General features: G+C 36.3%; 14 protein-coding genes. All 14 read left to right on the top strand.

The window, feature by feature from the left end:
• The first annotated feature begins 1,385 nt into the window (after nt 1-1,385).
• The 14 genes from B4U84_RS22525 (at nt 1,386) to B4U84_RS22460 (ending at nt 19,724) form a co-directional block, all read left to right on the top strand.
• Nucleotides 1,386-1,811 carry a hypothetical protein gene (locus tag B4U84_RS22525; protein WP_131120626.1) on the top strand — a complete coding sequence of 142 codons (426 nt, stop codon included), beginning with the start codon at nt 1,386-1,388 and terminating at the stop codon, nt 1,809-1,811.
• Between the two features lie 130 nt (nt 1,812-1,941).
• Entirely contained in the window at nt 1,942-4,137 is a 2,196-nt protein-coding gene (locus B4U84_RS22520) for a GumC family protein (RefSeq protein ID WP_131120625.1), read from the top strand.
• A gap of 49 nt (nt 4,138-4,186) precedes the next feature.
• Nucleotides 4,187-5,539: a flippase gene (locus B4U84_RS22515; RefSeq protein WP_131120624.1), complete on the top strand. Its 1,353-nt coding sequence runs from the start codon at nt 4,187-4,189 to the stop codon at nt 5,537-5,539.
• Between the two features lie 66 nt (nt 5,540-5,605).
• Nucleotides 5,606-6,535 (top strand): glycosyltransferase family 2 protein, encoded by a 930-nt coding sequence (locus B4U84_RS22510; protein ID WP_242677684.1) that lies wholly within the window; start codon nt 5,606-5,608, stop codon nt 6,533-6,535.
• Nucleotides 6,536-6,578: 43 nt separating this feature from the next.
• Nucleotides 6,579-7,820 carry a glycosyltransferase family 4 protein gene (locus B4U84_RS22505; RefSeq protein ID WP_131120623.1) on the top strand — a complete coding sequence of 414 codons (1,242 nt, stop codon included), beginning with the start codon at nt 6,579-6,581 and terminating at the stop codon, nt 7,818-7,820.
• Nucleotides 7,821-7,883: 63 nt separating this feature from the next.
• A complete protein-coding gene (locus B4U84_RS22500) occupies nt 7,884-9,128 on the top strand; it encodes an O-antigen ligase family protein (RefSeq protein WP_131120622.1) in 1,245 nt (414 codons plus the stop codon).
• 62 nt (nt 9,129-9,190) lie between these two features.
• Nucleotides 9,191-10,111: a glycosyltransferase family 2 protein gene (locus B4U84_RS22495; protein ID WP_131120621.1), complete on the top strand. Its 921-nt coding sequence runs from the start codon at nt 9,191-9,193 to the stop codon at nt 10,109-10,111.
• Nucleotides 10,112-10,178: 67 nt separating this feature from the next.
• Nucleotides 10,179-11,342 (top strand): glycosyltransferase family 4 protein, encoded by a 1,164-nt coding sequence (locus B4U84_RS22490; protein ID WP_131120620.1) that lies wholly within the window; start codon nt 10,179-10,181, stop codon nt 11,340-11,342.
• Between the two features lie 109 nt (nt 11,343-11,451).
• Nucleotides 11,452-12,513, top strand: coding sequence for an NAD-dependent epimerase/dehydratase family protein (locus B4U84_RS22485; protein WP_131120619.1), 1,062 nt, complete (start codon nt 11,452-11,454; stop codon nt 12,511-12,513).
• A 3-nt stretch (nt 12,514-12,516) separates the two neighbouring features.
• On the top strand, nt 12,517-13,323 hold the full coding sequence (locus B4U84_RS22480) for a WecB/TagA/CpsF family glycosyltransferase (RefSeq protein ID WP_131120618.1): 807 nt from the start codon (nt 12,517-12,519) through the stop codon (nt 13,321-13,323).
• 41 nt (nt 13,324-13,364) lie between these two features.
• Entirely contained in the window at nt 13,365-14,165 is an 801-nt protein-coding gene (locus B4U84_RS22475; RefSeq protein ID WP_131120617.1) for a class I SAM-dependent methyltransferase, read from the top strand.
• A 213-nt stretch (nt 14,166-14,378) separates the two neighbouring features.
• Complete coding sequence (locus tag B4U84_RS22470) at nt 14,379-15,560, top strand: endo-1,4-beta-xylanase (protein ID WP_131120616.1); 1,182 nt, start codon at nt 14,379-14,381, stop codon at nt 15,558-15,560.
• A gap of 498 nt (nt 15,561-16,058) precedes the next feature.
• On the top strand, nt 16,059-17,486 hold the full coding sequence (locus B4U84_RS22465) for a sugar transferase (RefSeq protein ID WP_131120615.1): 1,428 nt from the start codon (nt 16,059-16,061) through the stop codon (nt 17,484-17,486).
• 1,059 nt (nt 17,487-18,545) lie between these two features.
• Complete coding sequence (locus B4U84_RS22460) at nt 18,546-19,724, top strand: glycosyltransferase family 61 protein (protein WP_131120614.1); 1,179 nt, start codon at nt 18,546-18,548, stop codon at nt 19,722-19,724.
• Nucleotides 19,725-20,337 lie beyond the last annotated feature (613 nt).

Genomic DNA, 20,337 nt, shown 5'->3' with positions numbered 1-20,337 from the left:
ATATTTATTTAGGTATAAAATTTTCCACTTAGTTGCATGTATTAAATCAAACTAAATCTGGCGGAAGATATTTGAGATAAAAATTGAGCTAAACATATTATTCATATCAAGATTGAGATATATTTTTGCCTATTTGATTTTACACATCAGAATTATTTGACTCATTCATGTGATTCGATTTGAGATTGTGTATTTCGGATACGTGGAAAATGAAATTGACTCCACAGTTTTTTCTGCCTGCTCTGTGTCATCTAAAGAAGTATCTGTCAAAATAGACTCTGCTCTCACTCGATTGAAGCAGGATGTTTTCGTAACAGAGCATATATAATGTTAGTTTTACTTATCGCCTGCTAAGATGTTCGTCATAATTGATGTTTGAGATATTACCCATAGGCATGAATATACCTAAAGACACAAAAGATACTGATTTTAAAATCCTATAGTAATAATTTCGGTCGCGATTTTATAAACATGAATGTACCTAGAGGCATAAATTGTACTGGTTTTAAATAATTCTGTACAAAGTCTTTATTTTTTGGTATATATATGCTGTATACTCCTATATGTAAAACAAAACTGTGGAAATTAATGAACAATAAGCTTAGTAGACAGTTAAAATGTAACGGAATTTACATTAGTAAATGTAACCATAAAAACTTAAGGAAGCGCAATAGAAATTATCTTTATTTATAAATACTGTTGACAAATAATACCAGTAATATTGTCTTGGAAGCACTGCAAGATTCTATTTATATAGAGAAAAACAAAGTATTTTTTTACTTGCAGCCTGAGGAAAGCAAGTCATGCTCAAGCAAAAAATTTATCTATTTATCAACGCATCGACCAATATCTGTACATTATAATTTTTAACTATTGCAATTGTATTGTTAGAGTTGTAGTTGGAAAATCCCTGGAATTATATGATTCTCATCCTGCGAAGGAATACTCAAAATAAATAGAATAAATTATTTGGAATTGATGGAGTAGGGCTTCGATGGTCAACTAAGATCTCAGTCCCTCCAACCCAGCCATCTTGCTAGATTTAGATGTTTAGAAATCTCAGGATGACTGAGTTACCAGGAAAGTTATAACTAAAATTTAATTACCCTGCACAAACGTCCTTCTGTCTAGCGCTCAGATATATTTTTGATTGAATTTGAGGTCTGAATCGATAATTATTGTGTGTCTATTTTGTGTTCTCGAAAAGAATCCTTTGCAGAATCTTTATAAAAGAATGACTAAATTATTGATTAACTAAAGTAAATTTAAACTAAATAATTAATTCAAAAATAGAGATGAACTTACGATGGTCTAGTTTTAGATCTCAGTTCCTCTAGCGCAAACTTCTTGCTCTACTGTACATTTACCCAACAAGGGAGGTCAAAGTGCAAAGAAGATGTGACCGAAATCGCAAACGTTCAAAACGACGAGCGATCTATTGTCCGATTCACGGATGCTATCTAGATAGTGTCAGTCAAAAATATCCATTATTTGCTGATCGCCCAGGACAACTCCAGCAGAGGGGAATAGGGCGACAAACAGCACTTTTTTTAGTAGCAAAGAAAACCGCAGTACCTCTAGAAGGAGAATGGTTGGAAGCATTTTGGTGTGATCAATGTCAAGAAAAAAAATGGTATCACCTGAAAAAGCGCGATCGCGTTTATGAAGTATCGATTGCAGCTCCAGAACTTTGGCAGCAAGCAATGGGGGTAATTTATCCAGAAGGAAACCCTTCGGTAGGAGAATTCACTCGCAGACATTCAAAAATGGTTGGTTGTAAAAGCAGCAAGGATTTCGGATTTATCGGTTAATCACCAATTATTTTTGGATCTGCACAGCACATAAAATATATTATATATGCAGCTTTCTTTTATAGATAATTGGTATAAGCGATTAGCAGATTTTTAATTGTAATTTATGATTAATAGGCCAACATCTGCCATGAAAGAATCTGAATATCAACTTGAAGAGATAGATGTTCAAAAATACTTGCTTGTTCTACAACGACGTTGGATGACCGCAGTAGGAGTATTTGGAGTAGTTCTCACCCTTGCATTATTATACGCATTATCATCGAAACCGACATATACAGCACAAGCGAGTCTGTTAATTAAGACAAATCGAGCATCCTCATTAACAGGATTGGGAGAAGATTTAGGACGACTGGAATCTCTAGCGGAGAAGGACAGTCCCTTAGACACACAAGCTAAAATTGTTACATCTGTTCCTGTAATTCAGGAAACCATCACAACCTTGAGCCTCAAAGATGATGAAGGTGAACCCTTAAAAATTAAGGATTTGCTAAAAAATTTGAAAGTAGAGGGTCTCAAAGGTACAGATGTCCTAGAAATATCTTATACAGATGAAAACCCTCAATTGGCTGCAAAAGTCATCAATAAAGTAGTTGATGCTTATATTAAGCAAAACATCCAAGCCAATAGAGAAGAAGCAACCTCAGCAGGTAAATTTATATTGCAGCAGTTACCTAAAACTGAGGAAGCTGTGCAGAAAGCAGAATTAGCCTTACGTAGATTCAAAGAGAAAAATAAGGTAATCGTTCTGCAAGAAGAAGCAACCGCAGCAGTTAATACAATCTCAAAATTAGAAGATGAAATTGCCCAAGCCCAAGCTCAACTTGTTGATGCTAATGCTCGTCTGGAGAAATTACAAAACCAGGCTAGGGTGAACTCGCAAGAAGCTGTATCAGCAGTTGACTTGAGCCAAGTAGCTGGAACTCAAGAAGTAATCAAAGAACTCCAGGAAGCACAAACCGATTTGGCGGTGGCGCGAACCCGTTATCTACCAGGACATCCGACAGTCTCTCAGTTAGAAGAAAAAGTTTCTGCTCTGAAAAATTTATTACGACAGCGAGTAGAGCAAGTAGGTGGTAATAGTCAGCAAATGTCTACAGCTAATTTACAGATGGGAGAGGTACGACAAAAGCTGATTGAAGATTTAGCAAGTACAGATAAAGAACGTGCAGGTTTGGAGAAACGAATTGCTGATTTGAGAAATACATGGTCTTTGTACAAACAGCGAGCCAATACTTTACCTCGATTAGAGCAAACCCAACGGGAACTAGAGCGAAAGCTGAAAGCCGCGCAAACAACTTATGAAACGCTTTTGACCAGATTACAAGAAATTAACGTAGCCGAAAACCAAAATATTGGTAATGCTCGAATCATTTCCCCTGCATTAGTACCAGATGAGCCGAGTGGAATGAGAAAAGCTCTGATTGTTTTTGGTGGAGGAATTTTAGGTATACTGCTTGGAATAATTGCTGCTCTGATTTCTGATTTAATAGACCGCTCTATCAAAACTGTTAAAGAAGCGAGAGAACTTTTCCAATACACTTTGCTAGGGGTAATTCCTAGTGTTAGTCGAAGTGGGAAAAATAGCTATTCAGTAGAAGGTTTAGATAGACCAGTTCCCAGAGTAGTTGGTAGAGATGTCCCCCATTTTCCTGTTGGTGACGCATACCAAATGCTACAAGCAAACTTGAAATTCCTTTCAGATAAGCAGCTAAAAGCAATTACAGTTACTAGTTCCATTCCTAAAGAAGGAAAATCAGAGGTTTCTGCCAATTTGGCTGTAGCAATGGTAGAAGTTGAACGTCGAGTACTTTTGGTAGATGCTGATATGCGTCATCCCATCCAGCATCATATTTGGCAACTAAGCAATAAAAAAGGCTTAAGTAATATCATTGTTGATCAAGTTCCTTTAGAGACCGTTGTCCACGAAGTAATGCCCAATTTACACGTTCTCACCTCTGGAGTGATACCTCCTAATCCAGTAGCCCTACTAGATTCCGAGCGTATGGCTGCCTTAGTTGCGAACTTTACAAAAGATTATGATTGTGTAATTTTCGATGCTCCACCTTTAGCAGGAACAGCAGATGCAGCAGTTCTGGGTAAATTAGCAGACGGTATTCTGTTAGTGGTGCGTCCAGAAGTGGTTGATTTTGCAAGTGCTAGTGCAGCTAAAGAGTTTTTAACTCAGTCAGGACAAAAAATATTGGGTATGGTCATTAATGGTGTCAGCGTGAAGCGCGAACCTGACAGCTACTTCTACTATGCAAAAGATTCAGTGGAGTCAACTAGTGTGTCTAAAAAATCTCTGATGGTGAAAAATCGTTGATTCAGTACTTTATAAAAGATGCGATCGCTTTTGAGGTAGTTGCTTACTAATGCTCAAAAACATAGAAAGAATTACCGATAAACTCAGTCCTAACCTACAAAAGATTATTAGTAACACAGGTTGGCTGTTAGCAGATAGAGTTTTACGAATGGGTACGGGACTATTGGTGGGCGTATGGGTAGCCCGCTACCTCGGACCAAAAAATTTCGGTATTTTTAATTACGCGATCGCTTTTACTGCTATCTTCAACACAGTTGCAAATCTAGGACTTGATAGCATTGTTGTTCGTAACATTGTCCGTCAACCCAACAAGAAAGATGAAATCTTAGGCACAGCCTTCTTAATGAAGGTTTTAGCCCAAGTTGTGATCATATTTCTCTCAGTTGCGGTAATTATCATTATCCGTCCCCGCGAAATTCTTATCCATCAATTGGTTGGAATTATGACTGTGGGAATGTTTTTTGAATCTTATTACGTTATTGATTATTGGTTCCAATCCCAAGTTCAGTCCAAATATACGGTTTGGTTTAAGAATATAGGTTTGGTGCTAGCTAGTTGTATGCGGGTTTTCTTGATCCAAATACAAGCTCCATTACTTTTTTTCGCTTGGGCTTATTCTGCTGAAACCGCTCTGAGTGCTTTGGGACTTGTAGTGGCGTATAGGATTAAAGGTTATTTCATACAAGCATGGCATTTTAGCTCGAAGTATGCCATAGAGTTACTTAAAGATAGCTGGACACTCATTTTTACAAGTTTTGTCGTCATGATTTACATGCGAACTGATCAGTTAATGCTAGGTCAGATGATTGGTGACAAAGCAGTAGGAATCTACTCGGCAGCAATCAAGATATCAGAAATTTGGTATTTCATACCAACTGCCATAACAAGTTCAGTCTTTCCATCCATTTTAAAAGCCAAACAAGTAAATCAAGATCTGTACTATGAACAAATACAGAAAGTTTTAGACTTTCTGACAATTGTGTCTTTTGCAGTTGGTGTAACATTTTCATTGTTCTCATACCAAATTATCAATTTGATGTATGGCCAAGAATATGCAGAAGCAGGGACTATACTTATAATCCATATTTGGACTGGATTATTTGTTTCCATAGGCTTGGTATGTGGTCTGTGGACCACAGCAGAAAATTTAATGCAATTTACATTTATAGCAACTGCCAATGGTGCAGTCATCAATATAATTTTGAACTACTTTTTAATCAAAGGTTATGGAGGTATAGGAGCAGCAATTTCTTCACTAATTGCTCAATGTATTGCTTCATATATATCTTTTCTATTTTTGCCACGAACTAGAAAGATTTTTATGATGCAAACCAAAGCAATTTTATTACCAAGTTTATTAAATAGAATATTCAGATACGTCAAAGGATTTAATACTAAATGAGTAAATGAGTGAAGGATCATTTACTTTTTAACTCATCTCTACCTTAAATTGATTAGGTAAGCTTTCATGTCTCAATTTCATTTGCAAACGCCAGTAGCGTTTATTATTTTCAAACGCCCACATACAACAGAGCGTGTTTTTGAAACAATTCGCCAAGCCAAACCACCAAAACTTTTTGTCATCGCAGATGGTCCCCGACACGACCGTGCTGATGAGCCAGAAAAGTGTGAAGCTACTCGTGCAATTATTAACCGTGTTGACTGGGATTGTGATGTTCTGACAAACTACTCAGATGTGAATTTAGGGTGTGCAAAACGCGTTTCTAGTGGTCTGGATTGGGTTTTCAATAATGTTGAAGAAGCAATTATCTTAGAAGATGACTGTGTACCTCATCCAACATTTTTTCGTTTCTGTGAAGAATTACTAGAGAAATACAGGTACGATACCCGGATCTCTTCAATTTCTGGACAAAATGTTCAGTTTGGACGCAAACGAACTAATTACAGTTACTACTTTTCTATATACAACCATTCCTGGGGCTGGGCAAGCTGGAGACGTGCTTGGCAGCACTTTGATTTATACATGAAGCTTTGGCCAGAAATGAAAGCTATGGGTTTTCTCGATAATATCCTCATGGATTCTAGGTCAGTTCAATATTGGAGCAAGATATTTGACTCTGTTTACAATAACCCTTCCATGAACATATGGGATTTTCAATGGACATTTGCTTGTTGGCTTCAAAGCAGCTTAGGTATTATCTCAAATGGGAACTTAATTTCTAATATAGGCTTCGGTTCAGATTCTACTCATTTCACTGGAAATAAAAAATCCCCCTACAACAATATGCCTACAGAGGAAATGATCTTTCCTTTAAAGCATCCACCTTTTATATCTAAAAATGTGCAAGCAGATACTTTTACACAACAAACTTTATTTAAAGAAGACCCACTCCAACCTCTCAAACAGAACATCAAAAAGATACTTAATCTAGTTTGACATATTAACATTAGTGAAATTTTTCAAATAAGAATTTGCTCCAATGAAAATTTTGCTCCTTAGTACTCAAGATATTTCAGGTGGTGCAGCTCGTGCTTCATATCGTTTGCACAAGGGGTTGCAAAATATTGGTATCAATTCACAAATGCTAGTACAAGAAAAAAATAGTGATGACAAAACAGTATTGGCGCCAAGAATTAGGATGTTTCAAGGGCTAGCACGTTCAAAATTGACATTTGATACTTTACCATTAAAGTTTTATCGTCAACGAAGTGAAAATATATTTTCTCTTCAATGGTTACCAGATAGAGTAATTCCCAAAATTGCTGCTATTAATCCAGATATCATTAATTTACACTGGATTAGTGGAGCATTTGTACATATAGAAACACTTGCCAAGCTGAAACAACCTTTAGTTTGGACGCTTCATGATATGTGGGCGTTCACTGGAGGATGTCACTACAGTGGTGATTGCGAGCGCTACATTAAATCCTGTGGAACTTGTCCTCAGCTTGGTAGCAACAAGGACTGGGATTTGTCTCGTTGGGTATGGAAACGCAAAACGAATGCTTGGAAAAAACTTAACCTCACAATAGTTACACCTAGCTCTTGGTTAGCTAGATGTGCAAGAGATAGTTCGCTTTTTCAAGATTTACGTGTTGAAGTTATTCCTTATGGAGTGGATGTTCAAACATATCGACCTATTGAGCGTCACATCGCCAGAAAACTACTCAAATTACCACAAGATAAGCAACTTGTTCTCTTCGGTTCATTACGAGCAACCAGTGATAAAAGAAAAGGCTTTCATCTGTTACAAGCAGCTTTGGAAGAGTTGAGCAAATCTGGCTGGAAAGATCGCTTAGAAGTAGTCATTTTTGGAGCATCTCAACCAGAAAATCCTCCTGATTTTGGTTTTCAGGCTCATTACGTCGGTACGCTTAATGATGATTTGTCTTTGGCTGTGGTATATTCAGCCGCAGATGTGTTTGTTTTACCTTCAATTGAAGAAAATTTAGCCAACACAGTCATGGAAGCGATCGCTTGTGGAACACCCAGTGTCGCATTTAACATTGGCGGTATGCCAGATATGATTGAGCATCAAAAAAATGGTTACTTAGCTCAAGCTTATAAAGTTGAAGATTTGGCTCAAGGTATTGCCTGGGTACTCGAAAATCAGGAAAGGCATCGTCAACTATCATATTTTGCTAGGGAAAAGGTATTACAAGAATTTACTTTAGAAATTCAAGCAGATCACTACAAATCTCTTTTTCAAGAGATTTGTTGATATTTTCATAAACATTTTTAAAATATTATGCTACTGAAAATTATCAGTCCTTGATTAGAAAAAATGACAAAAATATCGCTTGTAGCTTTGAAAAATAAGCTAGAGATTATAAGTACAATTGCTTTAATTTTACTTACTGAGTTTTTCCCTTTCCCACCCTTAATAGTAAATCTCGTCAGTATAATAATCTATTTATTTTTATTTTTTGTAATTTTTGGACGAGGAAAAAGATTTCTTTATGTTGCCACACGAGATATCTCTTTACTCTTATTGCTCAGTTTAGCGTTTGCCTCACTTTTTTGGTCTAACAATCCAGAAAGTACTGCATATCAATTGAGGTTTTTACTCCGCTCAAGTCTCTTAGGAGCTTATTTAGCAATGCAATACCGTCCTAGAGAACAGGTAAGCTTGCTGTCTTGGAGTGCTGGAATATCAATGATTCTATCTTTAGGTAGTGTCTTTTTATTTCCATCTTTTGGCACTGCTGTAGTCGATGGAAAATTATCTTGGTTAGGTATCTACTCACACAAACAGACACTTGGCCGTCAGTTGGGACTTTTTGCTTCAATATTTGTAGTAACATATTTAGACAAAAAAAATAATAAAATTGCTGCAATTATTGGCTTTTTATTAACTTTATTTTTAGCGATAAAAGCTAACAGTAAAACTTCATTGTTAATGATTGTTTTTTCTTTAGCTATTGTTCTTTTATATAAAATCAATAAACAAGGTAAAGTTAGACTATTAATATTTTTAATTTTTTCTTTATTTGCTATTGCAGTTACTGTTTTGTTGACTGCTAATTTGGAGTTTATAGTAGTTGATTTATTAGGAAAGGATCTTGAATTTAACGGTCGCACTCCTCTTTGGGGTCTCTCTATTGAAAAAGGATTAGAGCGACCTTGGTTGGGCTATGGTTATGGAGGTTTTTGGGGTTCACAAGCTGCTGATTATGTCATAAAAAATAGCTGGGCAGCTTTCGATGAGGCAGTTTCTCGTAGTGCTACCTCCTTCCACTCTCATAACGGTTATGTAGATCTTTTTGTTCAACTTGGTTTCATTGGGTTCTTAACATTTATCGTTAATTTATTTTTGACTTTAAAAAGAGTCATAATATTATTTATTTACTCTAGAACCATAGAATATGCCTGGATGTTACAATTTATTGGACTTTTTTGTCTTCTGAATTTCAGTGACAGTTGTATTTTATTAGTAAATACGTTTTGGGTTGTATATGTCTGTGTATCACTTTCTTCTGCTATTGAGTTCAAAAGAAAATTTTCACCTCTCCATCGCTTAACTACCTAGTTTGAAAAAAAATAATTTACATTAAGTTATGGTTGCTCTGAATCATATTTTCATAAACATTTATGCAGGTTAAAAATACAGTCACCAATCATAGCCAAAAAGCTACCACCAAAACCTTACGTCTCGCTGTAATTATGACTTGTCACAATCGCCTGGCGAAGACTTTAGGCTGTTTAGAGGCTTTGTACAAACAGGAATTGCCATCAAATATTGAGATGCAAGTTTACTTAGTAGATGATGGCAGCACTGATGGTACAGGAGAAGTAGTACGTAGTCATTACTCTGGGATCAATGTTCTGTTGGGAAGTGGAGACCTGTTTTGGAACGGAGGAATGAGGTTAGCTTTTGCTGAGGCTATCAAGTACGATTATGACTACTATCTCTGGCTCAATGATGACACTATTCTTTACCCAGAAGCTATAAGTAGTTTGCTGACTTCTTACCATGATTTAACTAAACAAGGTTATGTGAAAACAGTTGTGGTCGGGTCTACTCAAGATCCAAAAACTGGTTTGCCTAGTTATGGAGGTATGATTGCAAGTAGTTGGTGGCATCCTCTGAAGTTTAATTTAATCAAACCAGACGATAATCAATTAAAACCCTGTTCAACCATTAATGGTAACTGTGTCCTCTTATCCAGAGAAGTAGTTCAAGCAGTAGGAAATCTTGACCCAGCATTTCGTCATAGCACAGGAGATTTTGATTATGGACTACGAGTTCACCAACAAGGTGGTTCAGTTTGGCTAGCACCAAGATATGTCGGAATCTGTGAGTATAATCCCTTAAGACATCAAGCTTGGGATGAACCAAATTTAACTTTGCGTCAACGATGGGAGAAAATTAATCAGCCCAGAGGACTACCAATTAAAGAATGGAAAGTATTTGCCTGTAGACATGCTGGCCCATTCTGGGTTTTCTACTGGCTACTTCCTTATGCAAGATTAGTTTTAAAGTCAGTGTTATCTCACAAGTTAGTAGCTTAAATTCTAAAGTCAAATAAAAACATAGGAAGCAATGTTCCAGTAATAGCATTAAAAAAGTAACAAATTAATGAATAAAATAGACAAACCCCGTATAGCTTTGCTTCTTCCAACTGTAGAGCTAGGTACTTATTGGCAACCAGTTTTAGAAGAACTAGCAAACTTATCTGAGCAAACTATTCTCTACACGGGTCGTCCTTGGCCTGGTTTTGATTTACAGACTGGAAATAATTCTGCGGTTAAAGTAGTCGGAAAGACCATGCGAGTAACAACAAACAAGGAAAAAACCGACTATAGCGGTGGTTTTATGTTCTTATCTCCAGGTATTATCCGTTATTTATTGCAATTTAAACCTCATGTAGTTTTTACAAGCGGTTTCTCTGCTTGGACGGTATTAGCATTGCTTTTCAAACCCTTCGGGAAATGGCGACTTGTTCTTGCTTGGGAGGGTAGTTCACCAAACGTAGACTTTCGACATTCAAAAGTCCGTTCATTCCTCAGAAGCATGATGGCTTGGTTTGCAGATGCATTAATTACAAATAGTTACGGTGGAGAGGAATATCTGATCCAATTTTTAGGAGTCCAAAAAGATAAAGTCCGAAGGAGAGCATACATGGTTCCGGACGTCAAAAGTTTATTGCAAGTACCTCAGACTTTTGATATTGAAAAAATTGTTCCACAGCAACAACACCCAGTTTTTTTATACGTAGGACGGATAGAGCAGAGAAAAGGACTTCATCAATTGCTGAAAGCATGTGCTATTCTCAAACAGGAAAATTATTGTAACTACACCTTACAAATTGTCGGTAGAGGACCACAGCAGGAAGAGCTTGAGAGTTTTTGTACCGATGAGAATATACAAGATTGCGTTAACTGGGTCGGTTGGGTTGACTATAAGAATCTAGGAGTATATTTTCAGAATGCTGAGATTTTCGTTTTTCCTTCTTTGGAAGATACTTGGGGAATGGTTGTCTTAGAAGCAATGGCTTTTAGTAAGCCTATCCTTTGTTCAAAATGGGCAGGAGCATCTGAAATGGTGATTGATGGTGAAAACGGTTATATTTTTGATCCGTATAATCCAGAGACACTCGCTGAAGCAATGAAGCGCTTGATCGATAATCCAAATTATATTTCTAAAATGGGACAAAATTCGCAAAAATTAATATCTCAGCATACTCCTGTAGCAGCGGCTAATTTCTTTGCACAGACGGCTTCTTATGTTTTGCAAAAATAGCTATGGTGGGTAACTAAATTCAAAATGATGAGCATTTTTTATAACACACTATTAGCTCTGTATTCATAATTAACATTTTTCAAAAGATAAATCTAATATTGAGGTAAAAATGAGCGTAGCGATCATTACAGGTTCGGCTGGTTTAATTGGTTCAGAAGCAGTAAGATACTTTGCTCATCTTGGACTACATATTGTCGGTATTGACAATGACATGCGTAAATTCTTCTTTGGTGAAGAAGCTTCAACCGAGTGGAATCGCAAGCGTTTAGAAGCGGAATTCAAGGAATATGAACACTACAACGTAGATATTCGAGATTACTCGAAAATAGCAGATATTTTTCAACATTTTGGCAAAAACATATCATTAATTATTCATACAGCAGCCCAACCTTCCCACGATTGGGCTGCTAACGATCCATTTTCGGATTTTTCCGTGAATGCTAATGGAACACTCAACATGTTGCAAGCAACTCGTGAGTATTGTCCAGAAACTGTATTTATTTTCACATCCACAAATAAAGTTTATGGAGACTTACCTAATTACCTACCCTTATTAGAGCAAGAAAAGCGGTGGGAAATTGAAGCATCTCATAAATACTATTCGGGTATTTCCGAAGATATGAGTATCGATCAAAGTAAGCATTCTTTATTTGGAGCTTCCAAAGTTGCAGCAGATGTTCTTGTCCAGGAATATGGTCGCTACTTTGATATGAAAACAGTGTCTTTTCGAGGGGGATGTTTGACTGGACCAAATCATTCGGGAACACAACTGCACGGATTTTTAGCTTACTTGATGAAATGTGCGGTTACTGGCAAGCCTTACACTATATTTGGTTACAAAGGTAAGCAGGTACGTGACAATATTCATTCATCTGATTTGATTTCTGCATTCTATGAATTTTATAAAAACCCTAGTGTGGGTGCAGTTTATAACATTGGGGGTGGTCGTGAAAGCAATTGCTCAATGCTAGAAGCGATCGATATTTGCCAAGAAATTACCGGTAAGGAGATGAACTATTCATATTCCGACAACAATCGGATCGGAGACCATATTTGGTATATTAGCGATCTATCAAAATTTAAAGCACATTACCCAGATTGGTCAATTAAATATGATGTGACGCAAATTCTACGCGAAATTTACGAATATAACGTCAAAAGGTGGATATAAGTAATGATTAATGAGGGTAAATATCCCATTTTAGGTGTGAATGTACACGCTGTAGACTATGAATTTGCAGTTGCAAAAATTGTATCCGCAGCTGAAAAAAAGCAACCTTGTTCTGTGAGCGCTTTAGCAGTTCATGGAGTGATGACTGGTTTTTTAGATCCAGTACATGGGAGACGTTTGAATGGAATGGATCTGATTGTGCCAGATGGTCAACCTGTGCGCTGGGCTTTATGGTGGTTACATCAAAAAAAATTACCTGATCGGGTCTACGGACCTAATCTCACATTACGTGTTGCTCAAGCTTTTGCAGATCGTGGATTATCTGTTTATCTATACGGGAGTAAGCTAGAAACACTGAGCAGATTTGCCCATAATCTGAAGCAATCCTTTCCGGGTCTAGTAATCGCTGGTATGGAACCTTCCAAATTTCGTAGACTCACTGAGGTTGAGCGTATAGAACTTGCTGATCGCATTCAAGCTTCTGGCGCAAACGCGGTTTTTCTGGGTTTAGGTTGTCCAAGACAAGAAGTCTGGGCTTATGAATACCGCAATATTTTAAAGATCCCAATTCTAGCAGTTGGTGCTGCTTTTGATTTTCATGCAGGTACTCTACCGCAAGCGCCGCAAGTTCTACAAGATTTGGGTTTAGAGTGGTTCTATCGCTTGGTTCAAGAACCTAAACGCTTATGGCGACGCTATGTTTTACTCAATCCTCTATATGTGTGGAATGTATTTCTACAGTATATGGGCTTGAGAAAGTTTATCCCAGCGAGACCGGATGGTAGTGAAAAGATAGAATCATACGGATAATAATTTTTGCACATTTCAAAGCTAAATCAATCTAAGCCATTATGAATCATTTCGATTTTTATCTGACAACACTAGAGCAACTTCTTGCTCAGGGAATTTTGAATAAATCAATGAAGATTTTGGTCGTCTGTGGTGCTTCTGCTGATAAAGAGATATTGCTCAAAGCTGGTTTTGAAAAAGTAACTATCTCTAACGTTGATTCCAGACAGGTTGCTAAGGATTACGAACCCTACGAATGGTGTTTTCAAGATTGCGAAAATATTTCATATGCGGATGAAACTTTCGATTTTGGGATTGTTCATAGCGGTCTACATCATTGTGCTTCTCCCCATAAAGGGTTGCTTGAATTGTTCAGGGTTTGTAAAAAAGGCATTTTGGTATTTGAACCAAAAGATAACCCCTTAGTACGTCTTGGAGTAAAACTTGGTTTCGGTCAAGAATATGAAGTCGCAGAAGTAGCAAAAAATGATTGCTTTTATGGTGGAGTAAGGAATACTGCTATTCCAAATTATGTATACCGATGGACAGAACGTGATGTAATTCAATCTATCAACTGTTATGCTCCCTATGGAAATCACAAATTTATATTCATCAATGCATTAAGATTACCCTGGTGGAATTTAAAGACATTAAAAAGAAGAGATTTAGAGTTAGTAATGCATTTATTTGAGCCATTTTTGAAAGCTTTAAGTAAAGTTTTTCCTTGGTTCAATAATAATTTTGCATTTATTGTTTTAAAAGCACAAATGCCTGAAAATATACATCCTTGGCTAAAGCAAACGGATGATAAAATAGAAGTCAATCGTGAGTGGTTTCAAACTAATTATACAGGCGTGAAATGATAGTATGGGGTGCGAACAATAACATTAGATTTAGTATTGATTTTTGAGATAATAATGAATAATAATTTGAAATTTAGCCCCTTAGCATAGCTTGTGCAAAGAAGTCTTGACAGCTTAAAAATAGTATTTTCTATCTTCGTTTTTTGGAGAGGAATAAGCAAGATTTGCTTATTGAGAAATTGTTCATGACCTTAAACTGTAACTGATGCTTGTATGGTCAAAAAACAAAAACTATTTAGACGTCGCAATTTTCTACTAGGTTTGGGAATTTCGGCAGGTACAATCTGCTTTGCTGGTACAAAAACCTTCAGATACTACAGCCAAGCTAAATCTGAATCTCATCTAAAGAGAAGTTCATCTGTGGTGGGTAAAGCTTCCTTACGCGATCGCGCTGCTGCTAAGGGGTTAATCTACGGAGCTTTTCCGGACGATGGTTACAATAGATTACTGCAAAACAAAGAACTACGGTCTGCTTTTGTTCAGGAGTGCAGCCTTTTAGTAGGAGGGTTCTATTGGGGTGCGACTCGGCCTAGTGACAGTACTTTCAATTTTACTGGGAACGACTCTTTTGCCCAATTCGCCTCTAAGCATAAGATGCTTTTCCGGGGACATCCTTTAGTTTGGCATGACGTCATACCTCATTGGTTAATTAATAAGTTTAAAGATCCTAGAACTACCTCTCAAGAAGTTCAAAACATTTTAATCAATCATGTGTCAACGACTGTTAAACGATATGCTGGACGAATTCACTCTTGGGATGTTGTAAATGAGGCAATAAAACCAGATGACAAACGCTCTGACGGTTTGCGAAACTCTCCTTGGTTAAAGTTTCTTGGTCCAGATTATATAGAGCTTGCTTTTAGGGTTGCTGCCGAAAAAGATCCAAAAGCCTTGCTTGTCTACAACGATGCTGGACTAGAATATGACATTCCTGAACATGAAGCAAGAAGAAGCGCTACTCTCAAACTGCTAGAGCGTTTGAAGTCCAGAGGAACGCCGATTCACGCCTTTGGTATTCAATCACATCTGTGGGGTCACGAAACTCGTTTCAATTCTAAAAAATTACGAAATTTTTTAGCTGATGTTGCTAGTCTCGGTTTAAAAATTCTGGTTACTGAATTAGATGTAACAGATGAAAATTTACCGAAAGACTTCAAGATTCGCGATCGCATGGTTGCTGCTGCTTACGAAGAATATCTTTCAGTAGTACTAGATGAAAAAGCTGTGATTGCAGTCATTACTTGGGGATTGAGCGATCGCTATACCTGGCTTTCAAATTTTGCTCCTCGTCGGGATAAATTACCAGTGCGTCCTTTACCACTTGACTCTAGTTTTCAACGCAAGTTGGCATGGAATGCCATAGCAAAAGCATTTGACAATGCACCAAAACGGTAATTTTAGCTTGCACGAGAGGATCGGTAAGTACGATGGTAAACCAATTATTCACTTTTTAAATATATTTTTGCAAAATATAGGAAAATCAGTTTGCACACTATACCAAATTGTCTTTGATCGTAATTATTTGCTCAGAAATCACTCTAATACTTTGGCAACCTAACTTTGAAGGGTTTGTAGTCAGAACTTTAGTCCTCTTTTAACACTACTCTAAGGGCAGTACATGCAGCTTTCCCGCAGAGTAGCCCTTACTTACTACAAACTTTGTAAACTTTGTGTGGTCGAGTACTAGTAGCAACTTTGATTCCAAACAAGACTAACTTTGGTAATCTTGTATTATACTATACATGTATTTTTGAAGTATGGTTTTTAAATTTCCTTCTTGAAATTTTTATTAATTACATTTTCATATTCTCAGAATATATCCAGATGTTTTCTTCAAAAATAATCTGAATTAACCACTCAAAACTTCGTGAGAACTCAGGAAGGATTGCTATTATGACTACAAAATCTCTACCAATAGTTAACTTGAAAGCAGATTTACGTTCTGCAAAAGGCACAAGGATACAAAGAGGATTGGCTATTCGATTTTTTCGAGTACTAATACTTGTATCTATAGATGTGTTTGCCGTGATTTTAGCATGGAGTTTAGCCATACTGTATGGAACTCCACTAGATTCTCCTTGGACACAAAAAGCTCCTTTTTTAATAATAACTCTGGCTTTAGAAGTAGGCATAATTGCAACAAAAGGTCTATACAAAGCCGGCATTCAGCGTCGTAACTATACTGGAATTATCAAAGCCGTATCTTTATCACAGGTATTACTTTTATTCATTGCTTTTCTTTATGAACCAAATCATTATGTTTCTCGTTCAACTTTTTTGATTTTTTGGTTGTCATCTTTAATATTTATCTGTATTGGTCGCTATCTATTTGATGTGGCTACTAAATTTTTACGTACAAAAGGAGCGATTCGTCACCCCATATTCTTAATTACAGAGAAAGAAGATAAAGAAAATCATATCAAGATTATAGAAAAGGAAAATTGCTATACAATTCAAGGCATTGCTGACTCTACATGTTTAGATTTATGTAATCGAGAATCAACTTTTGAATATCTTCGTGAACAGGGAATAGTAGAAGCATTTGTTTCTTGGAGTGCAATTAAAAATCGTCTGTACGTTTGCTGGAACTTTGAGACAGCTGGTATTACTTTGCGAATTCTGCCAACTGAAAGCGAAATTCGTCCTGCTAAATCTACTTTCTGGATGATTGGTCAAGTTCCTTGTATGACCATTCCAGCACCAATTATTGCAGGTAGTGATTTTTGGATCAAACGGTGTTTCGACCTTTGTTGTTCTGTGATCTTGCTAGTAATGCTATTTCCAATTTATGTGTCAATTGCAATATTAATTAAGTTGGATTCTCCTGGATCAGTCTTCTTTAGACAAGAACGCATTGGTTTACATAGTCGAAAATTTAAAATTTGGAAATTTCGTACTATGGTTACTAATGCAGAGAAGTTACAAGCAAATTTAGAAGCAAAAAATGAAATAAAAGATGGCGTTCTCTTCAAAATGAAAGATGACCCACGCATTACGCGGGTTGGTAAGTTTTTGCGCCGTTATAGTTTAGATGAGTTACCACAACTGTTTAATGTTTTCCTCGGAGAAATGAGTCTTGTTGGGCCTCGTCCTCTACCCATCAGAGATGTGGAAAAGTTCAAGACAAAACACTTTATCCGACAAGAAGTTCTTCCTGGTATAACTGGGTTATGGCAGGTTTCTGGGCGTTCCAATATAGAAAAATTTGAAGATGCCGTAAAATTAGACCTTACTTACATTGAAAATTGGTCACTTTGGCTTGATTTAAAGATTTTAATTCAAACTGTGAATGTTGTATTGCACAAGACTGGTGCTTACTAAAAAGCTTATAAATTATCCAATTGATTCAAACTATCTATTCAATTGGATTGAAATTTAAGAGGTTGCTAGGAGATAGATCCCCGACTTTTTAGAAAAGTCGGGGACTCGCAGTTCATCAAAATCAATGTGGTGAACTACTAGTGTTTTGCAATCATGTGATCGCCTTGGATGCAAATTGTATCTATATTGTCAAGTCTTATTTTTTGACGCGACGCTTTAGAGATTATGTGTTGAAACTGCTGAAATACTTTATTTATAGAGACTTTTTGGCACTTTTTGATTCAAATTTTTCCTAATCAGGGCTAATGATTGTATTTACTATCGCTAGACCCCACACATTCATTACTAAATTTATTTTTAAATTGTTTCCGTATTTTCTTGCAAAGAATTGAAAAAATATATATGAATTGATGCAGTATTGTTATATACTAAATAAAATTATTACAGTAGCTATAAGACTCATATTTGATTTCTGAAATACACGTAGGGGAGGCAAAAAGGGGTGTAGATTTTCTTCCCCCTTTGTTGCCGTTGTGTTACGCCAAAGGCTAACGCACCAGTTAAGGATTTAGGTGCGTGATAGCTACGCCATAACACACCCTACAGATACTACAGATACTTAGGTTTTTTCAGAAATCAAATCGGACTCCTATATGTAGTTCATAGTTCTGCGATGATTTTAAACATTTGGGATGTTTGCGTTCCGAATTGCCACCTGTCTAATAAGTAATGGAGCCATTCCATTACCCATTATCTACGAGTGGGAAATCAAGAGCGCTGTTTTCCGGAAAATGAGTTAAATATTTTAATCGTTTGTTGTTACTACCAGGAGAAGAAAATAGTTTCTAACTGGAATCATAAACATCATAATTAATTGTGTTTTATCTCACATTCTCGTCACTTCAATCATCTTTTTGATAAATTGACCTCACAATGAAAATTGTTAAGATTATTATATGCTGAATATCACAAAATCTATTCATGAGTGAACGCGGAGTATTAATGAAACGATTCTGTTGTTTTACAAGAGGTTTTATCTATATATAAAAATTAAAAATAATGAAAAATCGCAATAATTTCCAGATCAACTACATACATGATACAGCATTAATTTTGTACATTAAATTAAAATATTTGTTAAAAGCATATATTCTCTTAAAACCTTTGGCAACAGGAGTTATACAACTATGCATTGATAATGCTGATAAATATTTTGGTAATGACAAAGAGGTAAAAATTTATAAGTTAGTTAATCAAGAAAAAACTCCTATTCAAAAAGCTAAATTTCTAGAAAGTGATTATTTAAGAGTTATTACTCCTTTTAAAGACGAATTTGAAGCAGTAGTAATAGACACTACCAATAAAGAATTTTGTTTTTGTAACAATCACATCTTCGCTGCGAATCTAAAAGTAATATATGAGAAAGATATTGATTTTTATGAGTTACCGATCTACGGATGTGAATTATCTGTTAATTTTACCAAACTACAGGGAACAGTTGCGTATTTATCAAATTCAACTCCTCAAAATTATGGACACTGGTTTATATACACTTTACCTATGCTTGAGGTGTATTGGAAGTTTTTCGATAAACAAGAGATTGATTATTATTATGTGGGAGAAATAACTAATTTCAAAATAGAAACTCTCACAGCACTTGGTATAGAAAAAGAAAGAATAGTTGATTTTCCCTGTATAGCTGATAGATCAGTAACTTGTGTAATTAACCGCAAATTACAAAATGGTGGTTATCAATATCCAACCAGTTTTGCTTACAAATTAGCAAGAAATCTCTTCTTACCTGCAAAAAACTATTTAAATAATAAATATCCAAAACGCTTATATGTAAAACGGGGTCAGGTAAATTATCGAGAGGTGATCAATGATCATGAAGTTATAGAATACCTGGAAAGTATAGGCTTTGAAGCATTGACGATGGATGGCAGAACAACAAAGGAAGAGGCTGAAATCTTTTACAGCGCAGATGTTATTATCTCAGTCTGTGGCTCTGCCTTAACAAATTTACTATTTATTAGAGAAGGTATAAAAGTTATTGAAATTTTTCCTTTTGGCTATTTAGACGGCCATTTCTATGCCTTAGCAAATTATTCTAAGGCTAACTACTTTTATATGATAGGTGAGAAAATTCCGCACAATTCCACAATACCCCATTTATCAAATGTGAAAGTTAACATTAATAAGCTACAAAAAATATGTAAATTAGCAGGTTTAGTGTAATTTATTGCCAGAGGGTAAAGCTCTCAAGATATGAGGAGAGATGCAGAGCAAAAAGAGGGGGAGGGAAAATCTCTTTTTGCTACTACTGCTTCCACTATTAGTAAAGCTTTCTCTCCTCACAGTGCGACACAGGTAGCACGGTTATAGGGATAAACAGATACTAAATCGGTACATCCGTGTTACAAATACCTCTTGTGACACTACTTGTAGCGAACACTAACATTGAATACTACTAGAACATTTGTTCTTCTTCGTAAAAGAAAAACTCTGCTAAAAGCGTAAAGCCAATCATCCAAAGAAAGCAGAATATAGAAAAGACAATAATTGCTGTCATTTTTATCACCTCCTACTAGTTGAGGTTGTCATTGGGCATTGGGCATTGGGCATTGGTCATTTGTCATTGGGAACTAAAGCTTTAACAGAATCAACAAACGCTGACACGAAAATCACAAATAGGTTCCTCAACACAACATTTGGGTTCCTCAACACAACATTTGGGTTCCTCAACACAACATTTGGGTTCCTCAACACAACATTGGGGTTACGAAAAGTAAACAAGCCTAAAAGCCTTACCAATGACAAATGACCATTGTACAGACGCGTAGACGCTCGT

Source organism: Westiellopsis prolifica IICB1 (assembly GCF_004323185.1).
Lineage (GTDB): Bacteria > Cyanobacteriota > Cyanobacteriia > Cyanobacteriales > Nostocaceae > Pelatocladus > Pelatocladus prolificus_A.
This window is presented reverse-complemented; position numbering and strand designations above follow the sequence as displayed.

Excerpts from the sequence above, each read along its gene's own strand:
- B4U84_RS22520 (WP_131120625.1), top strand. The coding sequence starts at position 1,942 with ATGAAAGAATCTGAATATCAACTTGAAGAGATAGATGTTCAAAAATAC.
- B4U84_RS22515 (WP_131120624.1), top strand. The coding sequence starts at position 4,187 with ATGCTCAAAAACATAGAAAGAATTACCGATAAACTCAGTCCTAACCTA.
- B4U84_RS22510 (WP_242677684.1), top strand. The coding sequence starts at position 5,606 with ATGTCTCAATTTCATTTGCAAACGCCAGTAGCGTTTATTATTTTCAAA.
- B4U84_RS22505 (WP_131120623.1), top strand. The coding sequence starts at position 6,579 with ATGAAAATTTTGCTCCTTAGTACTCAAGATATTTCAGGTGGTGCAGCT.
- B4U84_RS22500 (WP_131120622.1), top strand. The coding sequence starts at position 7,884 with ATGACAAAAATATCGCTTGTAGCTTTGAAAAATAAGCTAGAGATTATA.
- B4U84_RS22495 (WP_131120621.1), top strand. The coding sequence starts at position 9,191 with ATGCAGGTTAAAAATACAGTCACCAATCATAGCCAAAAAGCTACCACC.
- B4U84_RS22490 (WP_131120620.1), top strand. The coding sequence starts at position 10,179 with ATGAATAAAATAGACAAACCCCGTATAGCTTTGCTTCTTCCAACTGTA.
- B4U84_RS22485 (WP_131120619.1), top strand. The coding sequence starts at position 11,452 with ATGAGCGTAGCGATCATTACAGGTTCGGCTGGTTTAATTGGTTCAGAA.
- B4U84_RS22480 (WP_131120618.1), top strand. The coding sequence starts at position 12,517 with ATGATTAATGAGGGTAAATATCCCATTTTAGGTGTGAATGTACACGCT.
- B4U84_RS22475 (WP_131120617.1), top strand. The coding sequence starts at position 13,365 with ATGAATCATTTCGATTTTTATCTGACAACACTAGAGCAACTTCTTGCT.
- B4U84_RS22470 (WP_131120616.1), top strand. The coding sequence starts at position 14,379 with ATGGTCAAAAAACAAAAACTATTTAGACGTCGCAATTTTCTACTAGGT.
- B4U84_RS22465 (WP_131120615.1), top strand. The coding sequence starts at position 16,059 with ATGACTACAAAATCTCTACCAATAGTTAACTTGAAAGCAGATTTACGT.
- B4U84_RS22460 (WP_131120614.1), top strand. The coding sequence starts at position 18,546 with ATGAAAAATCGCAATAATTTCCAGATCAACTACATACATGATACAGCA.